The following is a 22,796-nucleotide window of genomic DNA, read 5'->3' as shown; positions in this document are numbered from 1 at the left end:
AACTTGTTTATTTTCATAATTTCACGTGTTCAGCTAATCCCTTAAGGGTTTAAAAGCCTACTGCTCTAACAACCATACATTCACTAATTCATATAAATCCTTAATATTTACCTGTCCATCGCAGTTCAGGTCGCTGCCATTACACCACAGCGGAGTCGTGCATATATCCAACCAGTTTTGACTTAAAATTGCATAATCACACAAATTCTGCTTTCCATCATTATTTATATCTCCCAAAAAATTAGTTCTGAATTGCAAAACCCCACCACGTCTCCAACTACCACCAACTTTAAACCAGCCTTCAAAAAAGTAATCTGTAGCTGGTTGCAAATTTGACAAAGTATAAAAAAAATGATTATCGCTAACTGTAACATTTGTAATGCCGGTATTATTACATTGCTCGGTCAGTCCCCATGTGAATACCCTGCTCTGCACCGAACCCCCGCCCGTACCGATTATTTCAGCATTCAACGTCGCAGATGCGGCTGTAATATTGGCGGCGGGCAATGTTCTTATCTCTGGCGGAGCGACAGAAACCGGAATTTGAATCTCATCCCCAATTTTGCCATTAGGATTATACATAACATTGTCAATGTATATTGTGCCATTAGAGTTACTGCCAAAAATTTGGATTGAATCGATAGTAAATTCACCTGGTGAAATCTGCCCATCACCATTAGACCATCCTTGCCATTGGCTGTTATCGTCAAGATTCCACTCATAATACCGCCAGTTCCCGTCATTAACCAAGTCAAGAAGATTCCCTCTTTCAGTTTGGCCGGCGTTATCAATCGCAAGAGATATCTTCATTCCCGTATTAGTAGTTTTTGCCCAGAAACCAACGTATCCAGTCGCAACTCTGGCAGTATTCTGTTCCGGACTTGCTGAAGAACCCGAAACAAACCTGACAAACCACCCTCCCTGCGGATATTCAGAAACTGTAGAAACAGATGGATCATCATAAATAACTATCCTTTCACACCATTGATTACTGCCAATATCAACAGAATCAGCAGTAGAAGTACCAAGGATACCTTGCGTACTTCCGCTATGCGTGGGGGAATAACTAAAAGTATTTTCTTCGCCATTTTCGAAATCATTGTAAACAAAAACAGATGGCTTTGAAGGCGCAATGTCTGCAAATACCGCAAGATGGTTGCCTACTATGCGTTCTGTACCATCTGACGGACTATTAACAATCCTAACCTCCGGGTCAGCCAGAACCATCGTAGATGAACCGCCGCCATCGAGATTTACAGCATCGACAACACCAAACCCCAGCAATACTTCCCCTACCTCCATAGTCGTCATACCAAGGCTAAGACCGCTCTGTCTGCCATCTACAACAAATAGAACTAATTTACCCTCATTGGTAATACCAATCGCTGTTCTCGGATGCAGTGCAGTAGCAATTGAATCGCTGCTTTGAAATATTTGAGAATTGCGAAGTATTGTCGGCATTCCCCCAACAGCATTATATATTGAAACATTTGTGGGCTTATGAAATAAGCCACTACCAGTACCACCAGGATAAAGAGGTTCTATAAAGCTGGCTATGTTATCCTGGGAAATATTTATTGCCTGCTCCCAACCGGTACTGAATATGGAATAAACCGTACCATTTGAAGCGGCGTATCCAAGAACATCAGTGGTCGCCCATTGGTCAGCGGGGGCATAATAAAAAAAGTTGGCATTAATTGCCATTTGCGCATTGCAACTTTCCAAAAAACCGCTGGTCGTCTGACAATTCGTCTCTCCCGGCAAAGAAGGACCGTTAGATGGTGTTGCACGAAAACTGATTCCCTGTTCCTGCAAATCTATAATGAGGATATGCATAGAAAGCAAACGCGGTACGGTTCTGGTTCGATGAATATACGTTACCCCTTCAAAAGGATGCCCTATCTCATCCGCAGCGTACGTCCGGCCTGCCATATAACTCAAAAGAATAAAAACAATAATGTGTTTTAAAATTGGCTTTCTATTCATCTTTAATGACTCTTCCATCATCTTTATTATTGGCTATGGCTGTACGCAATGACTTAAACATATAACGCAAATCGTCTATACCACCTATAACAAACCAAATTGTTGTAATTACGCAAATTCTGCTTTCCATCATTACCCGTGCCGACTATTTCAGCATTCAAAGTTGCAGATGCGGCTGCAATATTTACGGCAGATAATATTTTTATCTCTGCGGAGCAACAGAAACCGGAATTTTAAGCTCATCCCCAATTCTGCCATTAGGATTATGCATAACATTGTCAATGTATATTGTGCCGTCAGAATTATTACCAAAAATCTGAATTGAGTCAATGGTAAATTCACCAGACACAATTTGGCCATTACCATTAGACCATCCTTGCCACTCATTATTATCGCTAAGATTCCACTCGTAATATCGCCAATTACCATCACTCACCAAATCCTTACGGAGACCTCTCTCGGTCTGTCCTGCGTTGTCAATTGCCAATGATACTTTCATGCCGGCATTAATGGTCTTTGCCCAGAAACCAACATATCCCGTCGTAGTTCTGGCAACATTTTGAGACGGACTTGCCGAAGAACCGGAAACAAATCTGACAAACCATCCACCTTCAGGATATTCAGATACAGTAGAAACAGACGGGTCATCCTTAATGACAATCTTTTCACACCACCCATCACCACCTATATTTACAGGGTCTGCCGTAGAAGTACTAAGGACCCCCTGGGTACTTCCACCGTATGCAGGCAAATAACTAAAGGCGTCTTCCTCGCTGTTATCAAAATTACTATAAAGAAAGACTGACGGCTTTGAAGGCAGAACATTCGCAAATACCGCAAGATGATTTGCGACTTTGCGTTCTCCTTCCGTATCTGACGGGCTATTAACAATTCTAACATTAGGGTCTGCCAGAACCATAGTAGATGAGCCGCCGCCATCCAAATTTATCGCATCAACAACGCCAAACTCCAATAAGACATCAGCTACTTCAGGAGTAGTCATACCAAGACTAAAACTTTGCCTTCCATCAACAACAATTAAAATTAATTTATTGTCATTGGTAACACCTATTGCAGTTCTTGGATGCAATGCAGTAGCTATCGTATCATTAGTCTCTACTTTCCGGCCATTGCGAAGCATTATCGGTACGCCGCCAATAGCATTGTAAATTGAAACATTCGCAGGTGAATAGGCATAAATACTGCCGCTATAAAGAGGCACAATAAGATTTACATCATTATCCTTCGAAATATTCATCGCCTCTACCGACCATCCATCGTGACTAAATCCGGAATATATATTGCCCTTCGAAGCGGCAAAGCCAATCACACTTGCGGTTACATATTGCTCTACTGCCGGGTCATGATCAAAGAAATCTCCATTGACAGCCATTTGCGCATTGCAGCTTCTTAAAAAACTGCTGGTAGTCTGGGCATTTGTTTCACGGGCGACTGAACCTTTAGGAGGTGTCACATAAAAGCTGATTCCCTGTTCCTGTAAATTTATAATGAGGATATGCATAGAAAGCAAACGCGGTAATGACCTCGTCTGATGAATGTATGTTACTCCTTTAAAAGGATGACATATCTCATCCGCAGCGTACGTCCGGCCTGCCATATAACTCAAAAGAACAAAAACAATAATGTGTTTTAAAACTGGCTTTCTATTCATCTTTAATGACCCTTCCATCATCTTTACTATTGGCTATGACTGTACGCAATGACTTAAGCATATATCGCAAATCGCCAATACCGCCAATAAGAAACCAAACTACGGTAATTACGCCTAACACCGCAATAAAAACCACATAGAACAACCAGAAATTAACCCACCAGCCATCCGTTGTACCTTTAATGAGATGGTACGATGTAACTACAACAAAAAATACGAACCAGCTAAGTATCCACGTTACAAAACAAGCATGAATGAACCTGTCTTTTCTGGTAAATTCCCTGTCAGGCAACAAGGTACGCCAGCCTGTTACCGGCAGAGTTACACCACCTTTATGCTCGCCTTGTATTGCGTATTTACCGCGATTCAGCATACGTTCCAAATTGAATTCAGGCTTTTTCAATACCAGCCAATCCCACAAAGAACCGCTAACATATCCGGTAACAGCACAAATTATTGCTAAAAAGTTAATCTGCATACCATTATAAGGAAATTTCTCAATATTATCGCTTATGAAATGGCTATCCGGGAACCATTTTAAAAGTTGCGGCGTCAACGAAGGCCAAACAGCCTGCAGCACTAAGCCAGACAATGCTATTCCACCACCAATTATCATTGCAAGCCATGCGCCATTAGTTGAGCCTCTTTTCCAATAAAGCCCTCCCACAATAACCGCACCGGCTCCGCCGATATATATTGCTCCAGTCAAAGTAAAATACATAAGAATGTAGTCATTTTGTCTGAAAAGCAGGCTGAAAAAAAATATAAAAACCGTAACACCTACAATTGAAAGCCTCAATAAACGTATATGCTGTCGGGGGGACAATGCTTTCTTACGAAACGGCAATATGACATCCTGAACAAATATAGATCCCCAGGAATGCAGGTATGTATCGTCTGTGGCTATCGCGGCAGCAAGCATTATGGAAACAAACAGCCCCATAATCCCAACAGGCAAAATCTCCACCAAAGCCAAAGGTACAAGCATCTGGTCCTGTATTTCCTTAGAGGGTATTTTATTGACAGCTTCCTGAACTGCCGCAGCTTTGACAGCAAAGTCACTGTGGTGCATAAATGTGAAAGCACAAATCGGCAGCATCATAATCAGTGTTGTTTGAACCAGACCTCGCCATGTACTAATAATACCAGCCATTTTCGCTTCATGCGCATTCTTGGCGGCAGCATTATACCCCTGTGCGCCCTGCCATGCCCTTATTCCATAGATTACTGTAAAGAGGTTCATCATAAAATAAGCGAGATTAAATCCTTCTGCATTCTTTGTATGGAATGGGTTCAACATAGAAGCATCTGCCGGTGCGGTTTTAACAGTGGTTATAATCTGTGACCAGTCAAAGCTGAAGTACAGTACAACAAGTATCACAAGAAAAGCAATATTGCAGAAAATACCCTGCAAAAAGTCAGTTATCACAACAACAACCATTCCTCCGAGGAACGTAAAAAGAAGAGCCGTCAACAACTCCAGAATCATAATTAAAACAAAGGTTGATATGCCCAGCCCAAAAATACTTATTGTATTGGGCAAGCCACAAAAATATAAAAAAAAACGGGCTGTTACCGCCGGAAAAACACCCATATTTATTATGCCGGATAACCATGCTAAAATGCCGCAAAAAATACGAAATCGTCTGCTGTATCGCATCTCAAACAACTGTGCCATAGTCATTGCACGAGTTTCACGATATCGATAAGCAATCCAGCCGGATAACATAACAAAAAGACTTACAGGCCAGGTCATCATCATCCACCAGTTAGGAGTAAAACCGGCCTTATAATACATCGTAAACAGCGCAACAAATGATATCGCGCCAACACTTGATACGCCCTGGGAAATACTTAGCAGATAACGGCCGGCACATCTATTGGCCGCGAGAAAATCCGCAACACTTTTGGTATATTGCTTGGTAAATACCGCTACGCTAAAGAGCGCCGAAACAAAAAATCCAACAATAATCCAATCAACCAAATGCATATTCATGCAATACCTTTCGTTATACCATAGAAAAAACTCTTATCCGCCAAATACAAATTTCAATCAGCTTCTATTTTTTGCGGGTAAGACCATAATCGCTCTTTTTTTAACACAAAAACCACTCCTTTTACACAATCATAGACTCTAATTACAATTCAACTTTGTTACCTTGCCCACACTTCGATCTCAGCAAGAGTTAAACTATTACCAATCTCTCTTGAACCAAAACTTACCTTAAGATATCTTGCTTTGCTGGAAATTCCATCGATTTCAACATCAAAAACATCTTCAGTAAATACTGTTTTATCGATAACCTTATCACAGCTTTGCCAATTCTGGCCGTCATTAGATGCAGCAACCACAACACGCGGCAACTGGCCGGAATAATAAATCACCAATTTTGAGATTTCAAACTGCTGGTTGAAATCAAAAGTAATGTCAAACGGCTCAATCTTGACTTTCGAATATTTAATTATCCAATCGTTAAGATTTGATTGCCCTTTATCTACATTTCCTGCTGCAGACGCTTGATGCCTGTCAGTAAGATCACCATCAGCAAAGCTAATCTTTTCGCTTTGTTTTTGCTCGCCAACTTCATCAGGAGCAACACTATACCAATAGCTCCCATCGGTATTAAGACAAGAATCCTTTAAAATGTTAAATTGCCGCCAGGCAATATAATTATTCGTCAGACACTTACCTGCTTGTTGAGGCAAAGGCTTGATTAAACCCTCCGGCAATTTGAACCGCCAAATATCATTATCAAGTTTTAAATCCAATGTTTTTTGGAAATCTCTGAAAAAGCTAATCCATTCACTGCTTTTCAAAGATTGATAAGTAAATGGATTGGTCGCAAAGTAATACGTTTTACCCTTACCGAATTTATTTGATACAAGAGCAGGCTTTTGATTATCGAAAACTGCCAGTACGTTCGCTCTCGGAACCACCTCGATATCATAAGCCTTGCCTGCAACAGGTAAAACATTCTGTCCATAATTGATACTTTTCACTCTGCAATCATTAAAGTCTTTAACGCCAAAAAGTTTATTTCTTGCAACCGAAGCGTCTTTACCTTTGGTGTCGAAATCAAAAATTTTCGGATCGCCCGCAACCAGAACACCGCCGCCAGCTACATAATTTTGAAGTTTCAATATCACTGACTGTCCCTCATACTGGGCATAAGGCACATAAATCACCTTAAATTTACTCAGGTCTATCTCATCTCTCTCTATCTGATAATCATTTATAAACCTGAACCAACTGCCCGCTCTGGGACCCAAGAGAGTATATGCACATTCTAAATTTTCAGTATCACTGTTCACAGGTAACGCATTATAGCTGTCACAGGAAAACAAAATCGCAAAATCAGGCTCGGGAAATTTAAGCTTCTTGAGTTTGGCGGCTTGTTCTACCGCTGCCATTTCCAGTTGCCATCTGTCCGGTGCACCATAATATTCAGTCCAGAGGTATTTGCTCTTCTTTCGCGAACCAACTGTATCTTTAAGGTAATAGTGAATGCCGGTCGCCCCGTTACGGAAAGCCTGACTTATCAATTCCAATGCTTCCTGCGGAGTGAAAGAAGCTGAATATTCCTCCACATGCATACAAGGCCAGATCTCCTCTTTACCGGAAATATCTCGAACCAGTTTTGTAATATAGCCAAACGATGCTCTGTCTGAAGTTCTTCTCGGATAAAGCTGATGCGTTATTATATCGCACGAATTGCTCCACCTGCTGAAATCAAACGGAGATCCCATAGCAAGTGGATCATAAGAAATCACCAACACATCAGGCCAATCCTTTTTAACTGTTGTATGAATCTCTGCAAGAAAATCAGCCAACTCTCTGTTGAGCCATTTCCTGTATGCCAGCCAGCGCAAAGGATTCTTATCATTCATTGAAGTCGGAATCCCATAAATGCCGTTGCCAAACTGTTCCTTAACCAGCTTGTCTACTTCAACAATATATGGATATTCATCTTTCTTCTTTTCAAAAACATTTATACCCTCAACGGAAACACGCGGAAATATCTCATCACCGGCAAGCACCGCCCATATAACATCAGGATACTTACCCAAAGCGTTTTTAATATCATCAATAAAAACTTTTTTACAAACCGGATCCAGCAGAAACGCCGAATCTCCGACTTTAGGAACAGGAGCATCACGCCAGTCGGGAGTAAATATCTCCTTAACACCATATTTGCGGTCATATTCCGCTGAATTATACACCTTGCTTTCAAGTGAGCCTAAGGTTGTTACTGGATGAAGATTATTGGCGGCAAGCATCTTATACGATTCCTCATAAGAATATCTAAAGCCGTACTGCATCGCAAATTTCCGCATACCAACGTAATCACGCTCGACATACCAGTAAATCGCGCCTTGTTTGGCAAGTTTTGGAGGCTCATCCGTAAGCAGTTCCTCATAGAGCGGGTTCTGTACATTCCAGACCCTGTCACTTTTGCCGGTGGTAGTTAAAACTTCCACAGGCGGATAAAAATTGAACTGATTAGAGTAAATCACATTATTGCCGTCAAACGCTTTTAATTCGAGAGTCTGAAAATCCGCAACGCTTTTGTAGGGTATCACAAAAGTTTGCTCTGAATTGGCCTTGATAGCCAGCGGCTTTTTCTCACTGAAGACATTATCGCCTTTACAGAAGATATTTAGTAAAACACCAATATTGCAGTCTTCAGCCTGATTGTTTTTAATTTTCAGCTTAAGGTTGCTTTTGCCATTCTCCGCTATGCTTTGCACAGAAAAATCAACCGCTTTTGAAGCTGTCCCAAACTCAAATTCCTCAAACTTTGTATAGTCAGTATAAGAAGCAACAGGCTTTAAAGCACTAAACTCGCCTGATGGCTTTTCATCTCTGCAAAGATTTATTGTCCATACCTCTCCGCCTTGAGGCGCATATCCGAAATTTATCAAAGGAATAGAAAACTCAACAATCCAATAATCTTTGTAGTATTTGGTCGCCACATTAATATCGCCATTCCAGCTTATGTTGCCGGCCCGTGCATCATATATAACCGAAGATGAATTTATAATAATATGAAAGAAATGCCTCGTATTGCTCGCCAAAGGATCAATAAAAATCTCAACACAATCATCAGCCCATATACTATTATCACGCTCCTCAACGTGATCCCAGGCCTTTTTCATCATATCCATCCGGCTTTCATAACATTTGAATGAAATATAAAGATTCTCATTATCAAATGCGATAGCCGCCTCTGTATTATTTACTAAGTGATTGGAATTGATATTACAAAGCTGAAGTTTCCCGGCATCAAGCCACATTGTATCATTCAGATTGCCATCGATAACCGGCTTGAGAGAAGTTCTTGGCAATACCCGCACAGAAGCAAATGAAACCGAGACCACTGCTAAACAAAAAACAAAGCTAAAGATAACTTTCATAAACACTCCTTCCATGTTTATTGCGATTTACTAAACAGTTTAAACTGACCATCTATAGATTTGAGTAACCAGTTTATGGATTGCGCTGTACATTTTATCACCACAATCATATAATGGCGCAATCCGACTTCTTGGGAAATTATACAGTATGGTAAGATTATTTCATATCACAAAAATGCACCACTTAATAGCCCTACCGCTTGTGCCGTTGCAAACTTAATTGGAAATAAACATCGTATTATCGTATTTGATTTATATCGCCCCAACAAGAATCTGGATTACCGTTGCTGTCAAGTTCGAATTCTTTTGAATCAATCTTTTTCCAACCACTATGCCCATCTGCATATAGAATAACTACACCGCCGGAATGGCGAAAATCCTTCGGATGGTATCGCTCTTTATAATCACCAACGTAGGGCGAATTAGCAAATGAACTAACATTGGTAAGAGCAAGAAATAACCCGGCAGGATTACGTACCGAAGACTGTTTAACTTTCAACACTGGCTTCTTTATATCCGCAGCACCCATACCGGTTCTCGAATAACACCTAAAACCACTGGATGCATAACCACCGCAACCGAACGCACGATGGTTATAACCAAATGACTGTGCGTAACCTGAGCAAAACCAGTAATACCAGTTTACTTTTTCATTCGTCGCGCCATAAAGCTTTTCCATGGTTATGTTTTCTACAGATGTCTTACCAGAGCTTACCATCTTCTCAAAATACGGATCGCTCAAAACTTTCCCATTTTTAGCGTATTTAATAAGCTTCTGCTGCCAGTAGTCCTGGGTCAAATCACCTGCATCAGTCGCTCTTGGCGGCATATAATCAGTTGGGAAATATTCATTATCACTGATATACATAGACATACAAAGCCCCGTCTGCTTCATATTTGATGCACAAACAACTCTTACAGCACTAGCCTTAGCTTTACCGAGTGCAGGCATTAGAACCGCCAGGAGCATAGCTATTATAGATATAACAACTAGAAGCTCAACCAGTGTAAAACCAGGCAATCTAAAACGTTTTTCATTTATCATTCCCAAGCTCCTTGCATAAAATGCAAAATAATATAATAATTTAAACTACTTTCAAAAAATAAAGCCCAAAGAAGCAAAAAGATTGACGTTCGCGATGTGCAACAGTATCATAACGCAAACAGTCATGTTACGTGTATATTCCTTGACAAAGAACTGTTTTCTATTGACTGGTTTAGTATAGCATGTATTATAGCAGATGTCAAGTTGTTTTATGATATTTTGAATATTTTAGCTAACTGGTGTTGCTGTCGTCCAATCATAGCTTGAATAATAACAGATGGCTATGCAATTAAGAATTTTAGTTTGCAAAATATTTTTTGTAAGTACTTGTTTAATAAAGACGTTATCGAAAAAAAATACAATACCAGGAAATTGTGGGATTTCGCCCATACCTGGCCTGATCGGCTCTTTCTCGGTTGTTGCCACAAGAATATAAACGCCGTTTTCTTAAAAGGAAGCAAGTCTATGTTTTTTGTCACAACATGTTATTCTTACAGTAGTTACAACAATTTTCTCAAAAATTAATGGAACATCAATGATAAATAGAAAATACATAGATTTGGCAGAGCTGATTGAATCAGACATAGAGGCCAAAAAGTGGCAAAGACAACTTCCTGGCGTTCATGCCCTTGGAAAGCATTATAATGTTGCACCCGCTACGGTATCCAGAGCAGTAAAAGTCTTGTCGCAAAAAGGCCGAGTTACAGTTCAAGGCACAAAAGGCGCTTTTATATCTAACACCATGCATAACCGTCCCAGATATGGGGTCATTGGCGAAGTAGGCCTCATGCACCGTCGCGGGGAAGATATGGAGCTCCAAAAAATCGAGAGCGAAGCTGCCAACCAAAAATTTGGAATATTAACGATTGGCACATCCCTTGAATTGGCCGATGCATCACCAAATTTCTACGCTCAATTACCCGTGGACGGATTAATTTTCACAAACTCAATACTGCGAAAACCAATAATTGCAGTATTACGTGAAATAGGCATACCTTTTGTTTCAACCAACCGCATATTTGAAACTGGAGGTGTCGACTGGGTGGACTATGACATGCCGAGAGCTTTAAAAGAAGCTCTTATGCTGCTATCTTCACAGGGACATAAGCACATAGCATTAGTAGGTTTCAAGCAAACATTCACCGGATTATTGGATGAACTTAGAGATGTCTACAATAAATTTTGCCATGAAAAAGGGACTAATCCAAAAACACTATGGTACGAAACCGCAACTAATACAGAATTCTGGTATATGCACGGCGAAAACTACTGCAAAGTGTACGGATATCAAAGTTGCGAAACATTAATGCATCAAAAGCAACCACCAACAGCTGCAATAATCCTGTCAGAGTCCGTTGCGGAAAGCTTCTGCGAGACACTTATAAGCCTGAAAAAGCTAAACTTGCCTAAAGACTTTTCCGTTATTACATTATCACAAAATGACAGCTCGCTTGACGATACACCATTCTTTTATGGGAAAATTATACTCCCATCAATGGAAAGAACTGTTAAGGCGATGGAAATACTATTTAAAAAAATTACCGCAGACAAAATGCCGTCTCCGGTTCAGATACTGCTGCAACTGAAAATAGTTACAAAATAAAACGTTTTCAAAACAATAACAACAGAAACGCAAGGGGTAAACTAAGAATTTATAGAGCGCAGCTCTTCTTCCGTCTTTGTACGTTTCTTGTATCCATCAAAAATCACATCTACAGTATAGTTCTTCTTAATAAGAGAGTTGCATTTTTTCATATAACCATCGACATATCGCTCCGCTAAAGGCATAGGTAAACTGTCGCGATATTTCTGTGAAAATCTAAGCGATACAAGAGGGGCTATCTTACAAGGAGAACCGCCGTTATTCAAATAAAGCCCATTAAGAAGAAGCTCTTCTTCCGGGATAGCATCTTCTGTTCGGACTTGCCTGGACAGCCAAGGCCTCGCATTGTTTTGTTCTATAAGACCTGTCCATAGTTTAATATCCTCCAGCCTTTTAACATAGAACACTGCAATCAATGGTTTATTATGCTGCCTGGCAATTGATGCAAACGCCGAAATGCCGGCCCTGATCATATCTTTATCCTTAACGGGATGATAGCTGTGATTTATTTCATGAAAAATAGCATCCCAGTAAAACGCATAGTGTGGTGGTGAAAACCCCATACTTGATAAATTTGCCCCTATACAATTTGAAGCGCATCCCCACAACGCAATATTTTCCGGCAAGAAGGCACGAAGCCTTTTGTAATGTTCCGCCGTCCATTGGTAGCGAAGTTGAATCCATTGTTGAAAGTATGTGTTTTTATGATTTTCCCAAAAATCTTTTTCTGATTGATCCGGCAATTCCATTTTTGTAGCACTATAAAACTTTTCCCTGCAATGCGCACAACTGCACGTATAAATATCCGGCATAAACTGCAAATCATCTGACATTAAAGCGTCATATTTAATCTTTTCAAGATGCCTTGCGATAAACTCCAAATATGCCTTTTGGTAATCAGGGTTGTTAGGGCAGAAACATGCGTTATTATAACCTTCATAATATACAGGTTGATTATCTCTTGCTGATATCTGCTGCCAATCAGAAAGCTTTGAGCCGTTAAAGTTTAGATCCTGCCAATTATCCGGGTAGAATGGAACATGATGCCTGTTTCTCTTTCTAATCTCCCAACGGTCATTTACGTTACGTACTCGGTGTACGAATGTCGCGGAGTGATGGTCAACTACTCTAAGGCCTGCGTTATGGCAAATTTCTGTAATTCTCGCAAGTATTTCAATAACACGGTCCAATATGGGCAGGTAATCCCACCTGAAATGGAATCCGAATATAACAACGGCATTAACGCCATTTTCGGCAAATATCTTTGCGCGCTTTTCCCATTTTTTTTCAATCGCATAGTCAGGCCATTCAAGGTCTTCCCATGTCATCCACCAAGATGCGAATTTAGCCTCTTTTATCCAGTCAAATTTCATTATATATCTCGTTTCAAAGAAGTTGCTTTAATAGTGTAATGTTATGCAACAATTCAATCGTACAGCCTTTATAAAATTATCACCTTTGCCAAAAACTTTATTCTCTAAATTATTACTAAGATTTCAAAAAAAGTCAGGGGACTGTATCAAACAGCCCCCTGAACTTTGTCACATCACTTATTGCACCCATTATGGATTGTTGTCCTTAAGCCAATCATTAGCAATTATACCGAGATCCTTCATATTAACCGTCTTATCACTGTTCAAATCAGAAGCTATCGGATCAAACGGATCTGACATCAACCACTGATCAGTGAAAATAGCCAGATCGTCGAGATTAACTACACAGTTCTCGTCCAAATCGCCGGGATAACCCTGTCCGATTTTGTGAACTTCACTACAGTTAATTGGCGTATCAATCGGGATACCAACACTGAATAATCCCAATGAACCGGCTGTACCGGAAATTTGTTTTTTAGCGGTATCAACAGAGCCTGTAACGTTAACCCACTGATTATTTTCATAGTGGTAGAGCTTCAGGTTTGCTTCTGTTATGCCAAGATCTGCTGCCAAAAATTCGTCATATCTGATTACAATGCCGACACTACCTGTTAGAGCAGGTCCTGCAAAATCCCATACACCAGTTGCTCTAAGTGCGCCTGGGATGTCAGAACGGTCATTGTCAAGCAAACTTCCTGACAGAGTCCCTGCCGCTGCAGCGTTTAGTGTTAGTCTTGCACTGTTAATCAAATCAATATCAGTATCTGCGGCATCTTCGCCCCAGTTGTAACTATTTGTCCCTACTGCGACCGCAACGGGAGGAAGAATAAGCCTGCCTTTGTTCATCGCATACCATCCATTAGTCTTGCCGACAAGATTGTCATTAACATTTCTCACAAGAGCCATAGCGGACATATCCAAATCTCTTTCGGTGCCATAACCATTTGCTTGTATGATACCATCGTTAAAGATTCGATTTGCAAGTGTAACTTGTCCCCAGCCATTGAATATACCAATATCTTTCAATAGCCATATATTGGCGTTCTGGCCGGCAAGAGAAGTTATAAGTCCTGTTGATTCTTCATTTCCAAAATTGAACGTCGCCTCTTTAGCGCCAGCCCATCCAACTTTTATGTCAACCTGAAGAGTTCCGCCGGTAACATCATAAATCTCAAGAGTTCCGCCTGTCATATTAACAACTGCGTTACAATCAGCCTTCGCCAGGGACAGCTCTTTGGTTTTTACATAGCCGTCATAAATATTGAAAGTGCCTTTGCATTTCAGGCCTGTACCTGGAGAAGAAGCAGCTATAACGATTGGATTTGCGGTAACTTGACCAGCATAAAGGTTATAGGTACTGTTTGCGTCATGATGATTCGGAGAGGATCTGTCATGCTTCATACCAACGGAAATTCTACCGATGACCCCACCGCCGTATTGAGTAATGCTGGTCTCCATTTCCGTTTCATAAATTCCAAGCGTTGAGGTATAGGTATATTCGCCTGCCTGGAGTGATAAATGACCGCCACTCTCATAGTCGCCAAGATATGTAATCCTCACGAGAGGGCTTGCAACTGGATTGCCTAAGTCATCGTTTGTTCGAAAAATACATGTCCTGTTATCATCTATATAAATATTATCGTCGTTACCTGGAATAGGAATTCTAAACCACGGAGTAGTATATATATCATACCATGCTGTTGTGCAGTCCCAATACCAGTCGTCTCCCTCTGATCGCCAATCCTCAAAGAACATAGTATCCCCTGCGAGGGAAACCACAGTTGTAACTGCCATAATCGCCATTATTGCAATTATTACATTTTTTTGAAAAAACATGTTTTTCATTACTGAATCTCCTATATTAAAACCTATTCTTTGAAACAGGAACTACCAAATTACGATTTTGAGAGCAAAATTTTTGGGAGGACATAATGTCCTCCCAAAATTACAATCTATTAAATTATTATTTACGCTTTCTTCCAAGAAGTGAAAGACCAAGTCCCAAAAGAATAACGGTTGCAGGCTCTGGAACACCTACTGCAAAAACTGAAAACTCGTCAACATTTGCGGTTATACGATTGTTAATTGAATCAACTGTACTCGCAAGAGCAACCCAGTTAGTACCTTCAAGTTTGAAAATATTGAGTGATTCTTCATCAATTCCAAGTCCGGCTGCCAATGCTTCATCATATCTGAAAGCAATATTCGCATTATCAAATGTCATTTGTGCAAAACTCCAAATGCCTATGAAAGTTTTGCCATCATAAGCGACAACATCTGTGCGGTCATTCGCCAACAACGCTATATCCAAAGAACCTTCTGAAGCATTTGTGAAAGTTACGCGTACACTGTTTACAAGACTGGTTACGCTGCGTGCGGCATCTTCACCCCAATTGTAAGCGCCGTTGCCGGCAGCCACTGTAACGCTGGGTAAAAGAAGTTTGCCATGATTAACGGCATAGTATCCATTTGTGCCTGTATTGACAGCTCCGGAAACGCCGGAATTTGAAACAACTCTGTTGTAGTTTGAAACATCTAAAGTACGGTCAATGCCAAAACCATCAGCCTTAATCGTGCCATCATTGAACAGCCTGCTTGCGGTGCTCGTCTTGCTGCCTGCCTGTATAACACCCCAACCATTCAGGGACGAGTTGCGGCAATCGATATACAGACTTGCATCTGCAGAACCGGTAATTGTTCCAGTACTGACGGCATTGCCCAAATTAAATTCGGATTTTATTGACGCTTTAGCAGAACCAATTGCACCAATCTTAAAGTTAGTGCTCCAATAAATCCCATTAATCGTTCCGCCTGTGAGATTGTAAATACCAGTCGTGCCGGCTTTACCAACAGCAAGCTCGCCGGTTGTTACTGTGCCGCCGGTCTGATTGAATGTTGTGGATGAGCCATCTTTCAAGCTATCACCACCGGTTCCAACTACAATACCTCTTGTCACAACACCAGCACCGGCAGTGGTAAGTGTACCAGCGTTCATATTGTAAACTGTCTCTGCGGTATCATAACCAAGGCGAACACCGACATCAGCTCTAAAGGTGCCGCCATTTTGAGTGATTACGTTGCCAGTTCCGCTGCGGCCGCCTAACAATTGGCTGTTCACTTTTAAAGTGTAATCGCCCGGCGCCAGGGTCAGCTTTGCACCTTCATTCCAGTATCCAACGAATAAGGAGTTACAGAAAGCATCACTGTTGACAACTGTTTCTCTTTGAAAATACAGGAAAACAGTATCAGTTATAAGCGGTACGCGACCAAGGGCAGGAGATCCAACATCGTTAATAAGGTACCAGGCTGTTGTGTCCGACCAGTGATAGTCATCAGTAGCTTCTGAAAGGTCATCTCTAAAAAAGGCCGACACACCAAAAGACATGGATGCCATGCAAGAAATGATTAAAACCGCGAGTAAAAAATTTGACTTCTTCATTTTCCAATTCCTCCAAATTAAATAAAATAAAATATTTTATTGAACGATACAACCAAACGAACTAAACCCAAATCCATTTAACCTCCCTTAGAATTCTATTTAGGGCTATATGTAATACAGTAAACATCCACTATAGTACATGCTATGCCATGTCTTGTCAAGCTAAAATTTAAAAATTACGTAGTTTGGATAATTTTTCATACAACTCTCATATAAGATAATTTTGGGTCTTTTTTTTAAAAACCAGGCTTAATTTTTAAAAACCAGGCTTAAATGGTTTAAAATAACGGTTTTACAGGATTGCCGAGCCAAGAAGATATTAGCCGTAGGTACGACCGAACAGATACGTTTTAATTAAAAATTATCTGTTCCAGAAAGCCAATTTTGAATTAGTAGATGAAAATCGTTTATGTTAATATGCCCATCCTGATTAAAATCACCGCCATTACACCAAACAGGACAAGAGCAAGTATTGTTCCAATCGATAGTTAACAGGGTGTAATCAATAAAATTGACTTTATTATCTGAATTTAAATCGCCCATACACTTAGTTTTAAAATTAATCGGCGGCGTACTAATCCAGCCGGAAGCGTTTCGCACCCATGCCTTAAAGTAGTAATCAGTATCTGGCTGAAACCCCGCAATATTGCAACTAAAGCTTGTACCATTTACCTGTACATCTGTCACAACATTGTCAGTACCGTTCTCATTAGCAGCCCATGTAAAAAGTCGGTTGGTGATAGTAGAACTGCCTGAATCAGTAATCACAGCATTTAGTGTTATCGAAGTCGCGGTAAGGTTAGTGCAGTCCCGAGTTTCAACCATAGGCAAAGTAGGCTCTGTTATCAACCTTCTTCTAACAGGACGATAATCCGAAAGCGAACTCCAGTACCAAACCCTTTCTCTGGCGACAGTGGGTGTTTGTTCCATTGACATCATCCTGCCGTCAGACAGAGTCTCCTTATAAAGAATAATGTGTTCGGCAGCATCATTACAGGCATCGCCGATTTTCAAATTAGCCGAAGCACATGAGCCAACATCACCAAGACTATCAACGCAACCGCCGGCAGCAATAGCATCATCTTCAAATGTCCATGTAACGTAACGCGAGGGAAGCTTCCAGCAAATGCTTACAAAACCAGAGCAGTCGTTCCCATAGCCGGTATATCTCAAGAGGTAATCAGTACTTGCAGAACCGCCGGCACACCAGTAGCTTTGGCCATTATATTTCACATTCCACCAATGATAACCATCAACCCATATTCCATTGTCAGCATTGGCGAGTACCTCAACGGTATTAGTCGCAGATACACTCGCAAGAATATCAAAAGAGACACCCGGACCTGATCTAAGGCTTAACTGCGTATTAACATATAAGTTGTCACCAACCTGAAACTCCGTTCCGTTTTCAATAAGATTTGCAAACTCCTCCAGATTTTCCTGGGGAGCGTTCCATGAATAAGCTATACCAGTATATGTCTGATACGAATAAAAATTATACCAATAATTATTGTCCGTAGAACGCCTGTTCCGAATGCCGCGCAATGGACTCCAGGTGTAATTAATCATTTCCTGTGCTTTACTGACTATCTGTTCTCGTGTTATATATGTGAAAGCATCGCCGCTCCAGGCCGGCACATCACCGGCAGAAAGCCCCAACATTACAATAGCAATAAATAATAAACGGCAAATGGTCTTATTTGGCAGTATAATCATATCGTACATCCTACTTGCTTCGCTTCCAGCAATTGATCTCTATGCCCTGCTCGGTCGGCAAAAGTTGATAAATGTCACCTTTTCCATTAACTTGAAGGAGCTTGGCGGTATAAGTCCAATAGTTATTAGGTATTTTGTCTATTACGCAATTAGTTTTCCCTTCGGAATCGAGAATATATACACAAAGATTTATGCCAAAACCAGAACCTGCAATCTGTTCTACCTGAATATAGCAGTTACCTGTCTGGTCGCTGCCTAAAAGGGTCGAAGAAACCACATCGCTTGCCGGAAGGACAGTTTTGCCGGGAGTTTTTTTACGAAGGGCTTTATGAGAATTGGAATCGTCATCCAAAAAGGTTATTTCTAACTTTCGGTCATTAGTTCTTTTAAGACTTAACCTTGAATTATTTTTTCTTACTATAGGTTTTCTTAAAATCACTTTATCCTTCGAATTGCCATTATTTTTTTCGGCATCGAGAAGGCTGAACCCCTCGGGCTCGCACATAAGATATCTTTCCTGGTCATTGGTGATTATTTCAAGCTTGCCGTCGGAGATATTCAGAAGGTTAGTGTTAGATATCAGGGATTTATCAACAGCTATGACAGAAAGCAATTGTTTCATAGAAAAACAGTGGATTAGCTTTCTGGCACGGTCCATAACAAAGATATTGTTTTGGTCATCAACAGCCACATCATTGCACTTAAAATTAACGGACACCTGGTCTATAAATTCGCCTTTGGCAGAAAAAAATTTGATCTTTTTATTTGCGGTATCACAGACATAAATCCGGCCATTATCGTCAATCCAGAATGATTCTGGGCCTGTGGGAGGAACACCGGGCTCCAGAAGAAGCCCGATTTGATTGTCATTGGAACCGTAATCAAGATGACCAATGTTTATAAAATTATAGGAATTCACACTCTTTTTTTTCAAGGCGCCCAAGGCAAAACTGGGGAAAACAACACTCGAAACCATAAGCAAAAAAACAACTTTTCTAAAATTATTCATATTTATAAAATTCCAATTTAACCCGCATTTTAGCTTTTCAACATACGCGTTGAATGCTTGCAGATGAACAGATACTTTATTTTTCTGCTTTATAGACCCTGACATAATCTACGATAAATTTGTCGGGCAACTTTGTTTTTGTTATCTCGCCAGGCCATTCATCGCTTAGTATCATAAATTCTTCTATGTGTGAAATTCCTTCTTCAACTCTAAAAATTTCTTTACCGTCAACATAGAAAATATATTCATTTGGCGTCCATTCAAGGCCGATGGTGTGGAATCCTTTGTTTAGATTTGGTATGTCCGAAGCTTTTGTACGCGTATTTAGTTCGTCATCCAAACCATTCCAGTGTACCGAATTATGGATTTTTTCCGGCGATTGCACCCAATATTCCATGATGTCGATTTCTGCACCGCCTTTACCTGGATCGTTCTGGAATTTGCGGAAGGTTGGTGTTTGAATCCAGAATGAAGGCCAGTGTCCTTCCTTATTGTTTAACTTGCACCTAATTTCAAAATATCCATAACGCGTCATATAGGTTTTAAAGGTTTCGATGGCACCAGAGTAATGTTGTCCATCTTTTTCATAAGTAACCAGGTTTAAATTACCCTTGCCATCAAGTCGAACTGCGTCTTCAACCCAGAAACCGGTTCTGCGATTTCCAAGTCGATAGCCCCATTTTGAAGTATCAAGTTTAGTACCGTTAAATTCGTCATTCCATTCCAGATTATATATTTTCCCATTGACAGTAATGGTTTGCGCATCTGAACTGCTGCGAATTTGTGAGTTGCTGCACGACGTTAACAGAAATAATGATGCGATGCTAATTGCAATGCCAGACAATGTCGATAATTTCATTTTCACTCCAATTCAACGAAAAGTATAAATATTAATTTCTGCGTTAGGCATCAGACATCGACATAATCACAGATATATCATTGGAAGTACAGGGTAATGTCAAGAAACCTTTGACGACTGCCCGCATAGCAATGCCTCACTTTCAGTTTGTCCATATCTCAACTTCAGATATGCCGAGCAAATTATCCCTCACCGAGAAATCAACTCTCAAATATCTGCAGGACTGACCATTGCCGTCTAAAGTTGTATCAAGGACGTCAGATGAATTTGCAACCGGGCCTCCGGTCTCATTCAGTTTCTGCCAGTCCGTGCCATTATTAGAGCCGTAAAGGTCTAATTTAGGTAACTGTCCCGCAGTGAACAGTTTTACTTTACCTATCGGATAGGATTGCTTCAAATCAAATGTGATTGTAAATGCAGACAGCGATGAAGCTGAATATCGCACTATCCAGTCCGAGTAAAGGCTTTTACCAAGGGCCAGACTATTGGCCGAACCCGTGGCTGACCGTCTATTGGTAAGTTTGCCGGAACTAAACGGAATTTCTATGTCGGCTCCGCTAATATCCGCATACGTATCTGGAGCCAGACTGTATTTATAGGTACCGCCCGTATTCAGATTTAATATGTTAATCGGCGCAAATCCCTGCCAGAAAATGTAGTTGTTCGTAAGACACTGGCCATTAGGTTTTGCCACCGGCTTAACCAAAGAATATGGAAATCTGAATCGCCAGATATCCTGGTCGGTTCGCAGGTCTAAATATGTTTGGAAGCTCTTGAAAAAACTAATCCAGCTTTCGCTGCTTATTACGGAACTTGAGGCAAAGGGATTGGCCGCAAAGAATATTGCTTTGCCAGAGCCGTACGGATGCGAAACAATAGCCGGCTTGCCATTGTTAAAAGTGGCCAGGACTGTACAACCGCTTGTGTTGATATTATACGCGGTGCCATATACCGGCATTGAAAGGCCTTGATAATTGATCGTCGAAACGGATTGTGTTCCGTTTAATGTTACACCGAAAATAGTGGAACGATAACTGGCCATCGAATTACCCCATGCATTATAGCTGAATATTTCAGGGTCAGTTGAAATTAAAGTTCCGCCATTAGACACATACTGCTGGAGCTTCTGTATCGTAGATTCTCTTTCATACTTGGCGAATGGAATATAAATTGCGTTAAAATCAGCGATGTTTGCAGACTGCCTCTCAATCTGATTGTCATCGATAAACTTAAACCAGCTCTTTGCATTCGGGCCAAGCAATGTATATGCGTATTCAACCTCACCGGAATGTACACCGCTTGAGTTAATATAATAACCCTGACTTGCGTATGTGTCGCCGGAATACATAACCGCAAAATCTGGTTCTGGAAATTGCAGTTTATTCATCTTGCTTGCTTCATCAACCAGCTTCATCAAAAGCTGCCATCGTTCCGGCGCACCGTAGTATTCATGGGCGAGGTAGTTTATACCGCTGCGCAGGCCTATTGTATCCGCGGGATAAATGTGAAATCCTGTTGCGCCATTGCGGAAAGCCTGACTAACCAGTTCCAGCACCTCTTCAGGCGTAAAAGACGTAGCGTAGTTTTCAACATGGAAGCATGGCCATACTTCTTCGATTCCTGAAATATCTTTTATAAGTTTCGTGGTAAATCCGAATTTCACAGAATGCTTATCCTGTATAGGGTAAAGTTGATGTGTCAGAATATCGCATTTACCATACCACGTACTAAAATCATAAGGATGATGCCCCGCTATAGGGTCGTAGGAAATAAGCTTAATATCAGGTTCTTCGGCTTTGACCATATTATATACGTCACCCATTCGATTGATAAGCTTTTCATTCAACCATCTGCGATAAGCTATCCAGCGATAGGGATTGGTATCGGTTAACGACAAAGGAATACCATACACGCCATTGCCATATTGTGTTTTAACCTCGGCATCTGCAATAGTCATATAAGCCGGCTTTGTCGAACTGGCAAAAGTCGTTACTCCACCCTTATCTGTTATTTCATGTGTTTCATCGCCGGTATATAATGCCCATATCCACTGCGGAGATGTTTGAACCAGATGTTCGGCTTTGTCCATAACAGCCTGATTAATTACAGGGTCAGGAAATAGACTTGTTTTACCGCCATAATCATGATCTGGTATAACAGCAGTAAGGTCGCCGATGGTTACAACATTTTGTAATCCATATAAATCATCATAATAAGCGAGATTATACGCCGAAGACTCAAAGACATACTGATTAGCTATGTACATAAGATTATTTTCTGCATTCATTTTCTGGGAATCTTCATAGACATATTTCAGACCGAACTGATTAGCTATTTTACGGCAGTTGTCATACACCATAAGATGCGCCCACGTGAACGCGCCTTCCTGTGCCATGCCCACAGGATTTATAGATAAAAGCTCTTTATAAAGAGGGTCATCTACACGCCAGACAATATCGCTTACAGGAAAGAAAATATATGGCTCACTAATTTGCAGCCATTGTTCGGCAAATAGTACGAAGTCTTTCAGATTAACTATTTTATCGCCATTTAAATCGGAAATTATTGGGGTAATTAAATCAGACGTCAGCCACTCACCAGAGAAAATAGCCAAATCGTCAAAATTAACTGTACAGTCATTGTTTAAATCGCCTGTATAACTTTCGCTGCAGTTATCGA

Annotated in this window: 13 protein-coding genes; 1 reads left to right on the top strand and 12 read right to left on the bottom strand. The window is 40.7% G+C overall.

Going from position 1 to position 22,796, the window contains the following annotated elements:
* Nucleotides 1-57: 57 nt before the first annotated feature.
* The 5 genes from LLF92_03870 to LLF92_03850 form a co-directional block, all read right to left on the bottom strand.
* Nucleotides 58-1,986, bottom strand: a complete 1,929-nt coding sequence (locus tag LLF92_03870) for a phosphodiester glycosidase family protein (GenBank protein ID MCE5340250.1) — start codon at nt 1,984-1,986, stop codon at nt 58-60.
* Between the two features lie 202 nt (nt 1,987-2,188).
* The gene (locus tag LLF92_03865) at nt 2,189-3,658 is read right to left on the bottom strand and encodes a phosphodiester glycosidase family protein (GenBank protein ID MCE5340249.1); all 1,470 of its coding nucleotides are present in this window, start codon (nt 3,656-3,658) and stop codon (nt 2,189-2,191) included.
* On the bottom strand, nt 3,651-5,654 hold the full coding sequence (locus tag LLF92_03860) for a hypothetical protein (protein MCE5340248.1): 2,004 nt from the start codon (nt 5,652-5,654) through the stop codon (nt 3,651-3,653). The genes LLF92_03865 and LLF92_03860 overlap by 8 nt, the downstream gene beginning before the upstream one ends.
* 158 nt (nt 5,655-5,812) lie before the next feature.
* The gene (locus LLF92_03855) at nt 5,813-9,073 is read right to left on the bottom strand and encodes a hypothetical protein (protein ID MCE5340247.1); all 3,261 of its coding nucleotides are present in this window, start codon (nt 9,071-9,073) and stop codon (nt 5,813-5,815) included.
* A 238-nt stretch (nt 9,074-9,311) separates the two neighbouring features.
* The gene (locus LLF92_03850) at nt 9,312-10,118 is read right to left on the bottom strand and encodes a type II secretion system GspH family protein (GenBank protein ID MCE5340246.1); all 807 of its coding nucleotides are present in this window, start codon (nt 10,116-10,118) and stop codon (nt 9,312-9,314) included.
* Between the two features lie 535 nt (nt 10,119-10,653).
* On the opposite strand from LLF92_03850, the gene LLF92_03845 reads away from it, so the two are divergent.
* Nucleotides 10,654-11,721, top strand: coding sequence for a substrate-binding domain-containing protein (locus LLF92_03845; GenBank protein MCE5340245.1), 1,068 nt, complete (start codon nt 10,654-10,656; stop codon nt 11,719-11,721).
* Nucleotides 11,722-11,762: 41 nt separating this feature from the next.
* Here the strand turns inward: LLF92_03845 and LLF92_03840 are convergent, their stop codons facing one another.
* The 7 genes from LLF92_03840 to LLF92_03810 all read right to left on the bottom strand — a co-directional run.
* Entirely contained in the window at nt 11,763-13,094 is a 1,332-nt protein-coding gene (locus tag LLF92_03840) for a hypothetical protein (protein MCE5340244.1), read from the bottom strand.
* 189 nt (nt 13,095-13,283) lie between these two features.
* Nucleotides 13,284-14,939 (bottom strand): hypothetical protein, encoded by a 1,656-nt coding sequence (locus tag LLF92_03835; protein ID MCE5340243.1) that lies wholly within the window; start codon nt 14,937-14,939, stop codon nt 13,284-13,286.
* A gap of 118 nt (nt 14,940-15,057) precedes the next feature.
* Entirely contained in the window at nt 15,058-16,533 is a 1,476-nt protein-coding gene (locus tag LLF92_03830) for a PEP-CTERM sorting domain-containing protein (GenBank protein ID MCE5340242.1), read from the bottom strand.
* A 354-nt stretch (nt 16,534-16,887) separates the two neighbouring features.
* Nucleotides 16,888-18,249 (bottom strand): hypothetical protein, encoded by a 1,362-nt coding sequence (locus LLF92_03825; GenBank protein ID MCE5340241.1) that lies wholly within the window; start codon nt 18,247-18,249, stop codon nt 16,888-16,890.
* Between the two features lie 10 nt (nt 18,250-18,259).
* Nucleotides 18,260-19,258 (bottom strand): hypothetical protein, encoded by a 999-nt coding sequence (locus tag LLF92_03820; GenBank protein MCE5340240.1) that lies wholly within the window; start codon nt 19,256-19,258, stop codon nt 18,260-18,262.
* A gap of 76 nt (nt 19,259-19,334) precedes the next feature.
* Nucleotides 19,335-20,117 carry a glycoside hydrolase family 16 protein gene (locus LLF92_03815; GenBank protein ID MCE5340239.1) on the bottom strand — a complete coding sequence of 261 codons (783 nt, stop codon included), beginning with the start codon at nt 20,115-20,117 and terminating at the stop codon, nt 19,335-19,337.
* Nucleotides 20,118-20,259: 142 nt separating this feature from the next.
* Nucleotides 20,260-22,796 (bottom strand): beta-galactosidase trimerization domain-containing protein (locus tag LLF92_03810; protein ID MCE5340238.1); only part of this gene is annotated, 2,537 nt, incomplete at its 5' end.

This window comes from Planctomycetaceae bacterium (genome assembly GCA_021371795.1).
In the GTDB taxonomy this organism is placed as follows: domain Bacteria; phylum Planctomycetota; class Phycisphaerae; order Sedimentisphaerales; family UBA12454; genus UBA12454.
The sequence above is the reverse complement of the archived record's forward strand: the minus strand, read 5'-3'. Positions and strand labels throughout refer to the sequence as shown.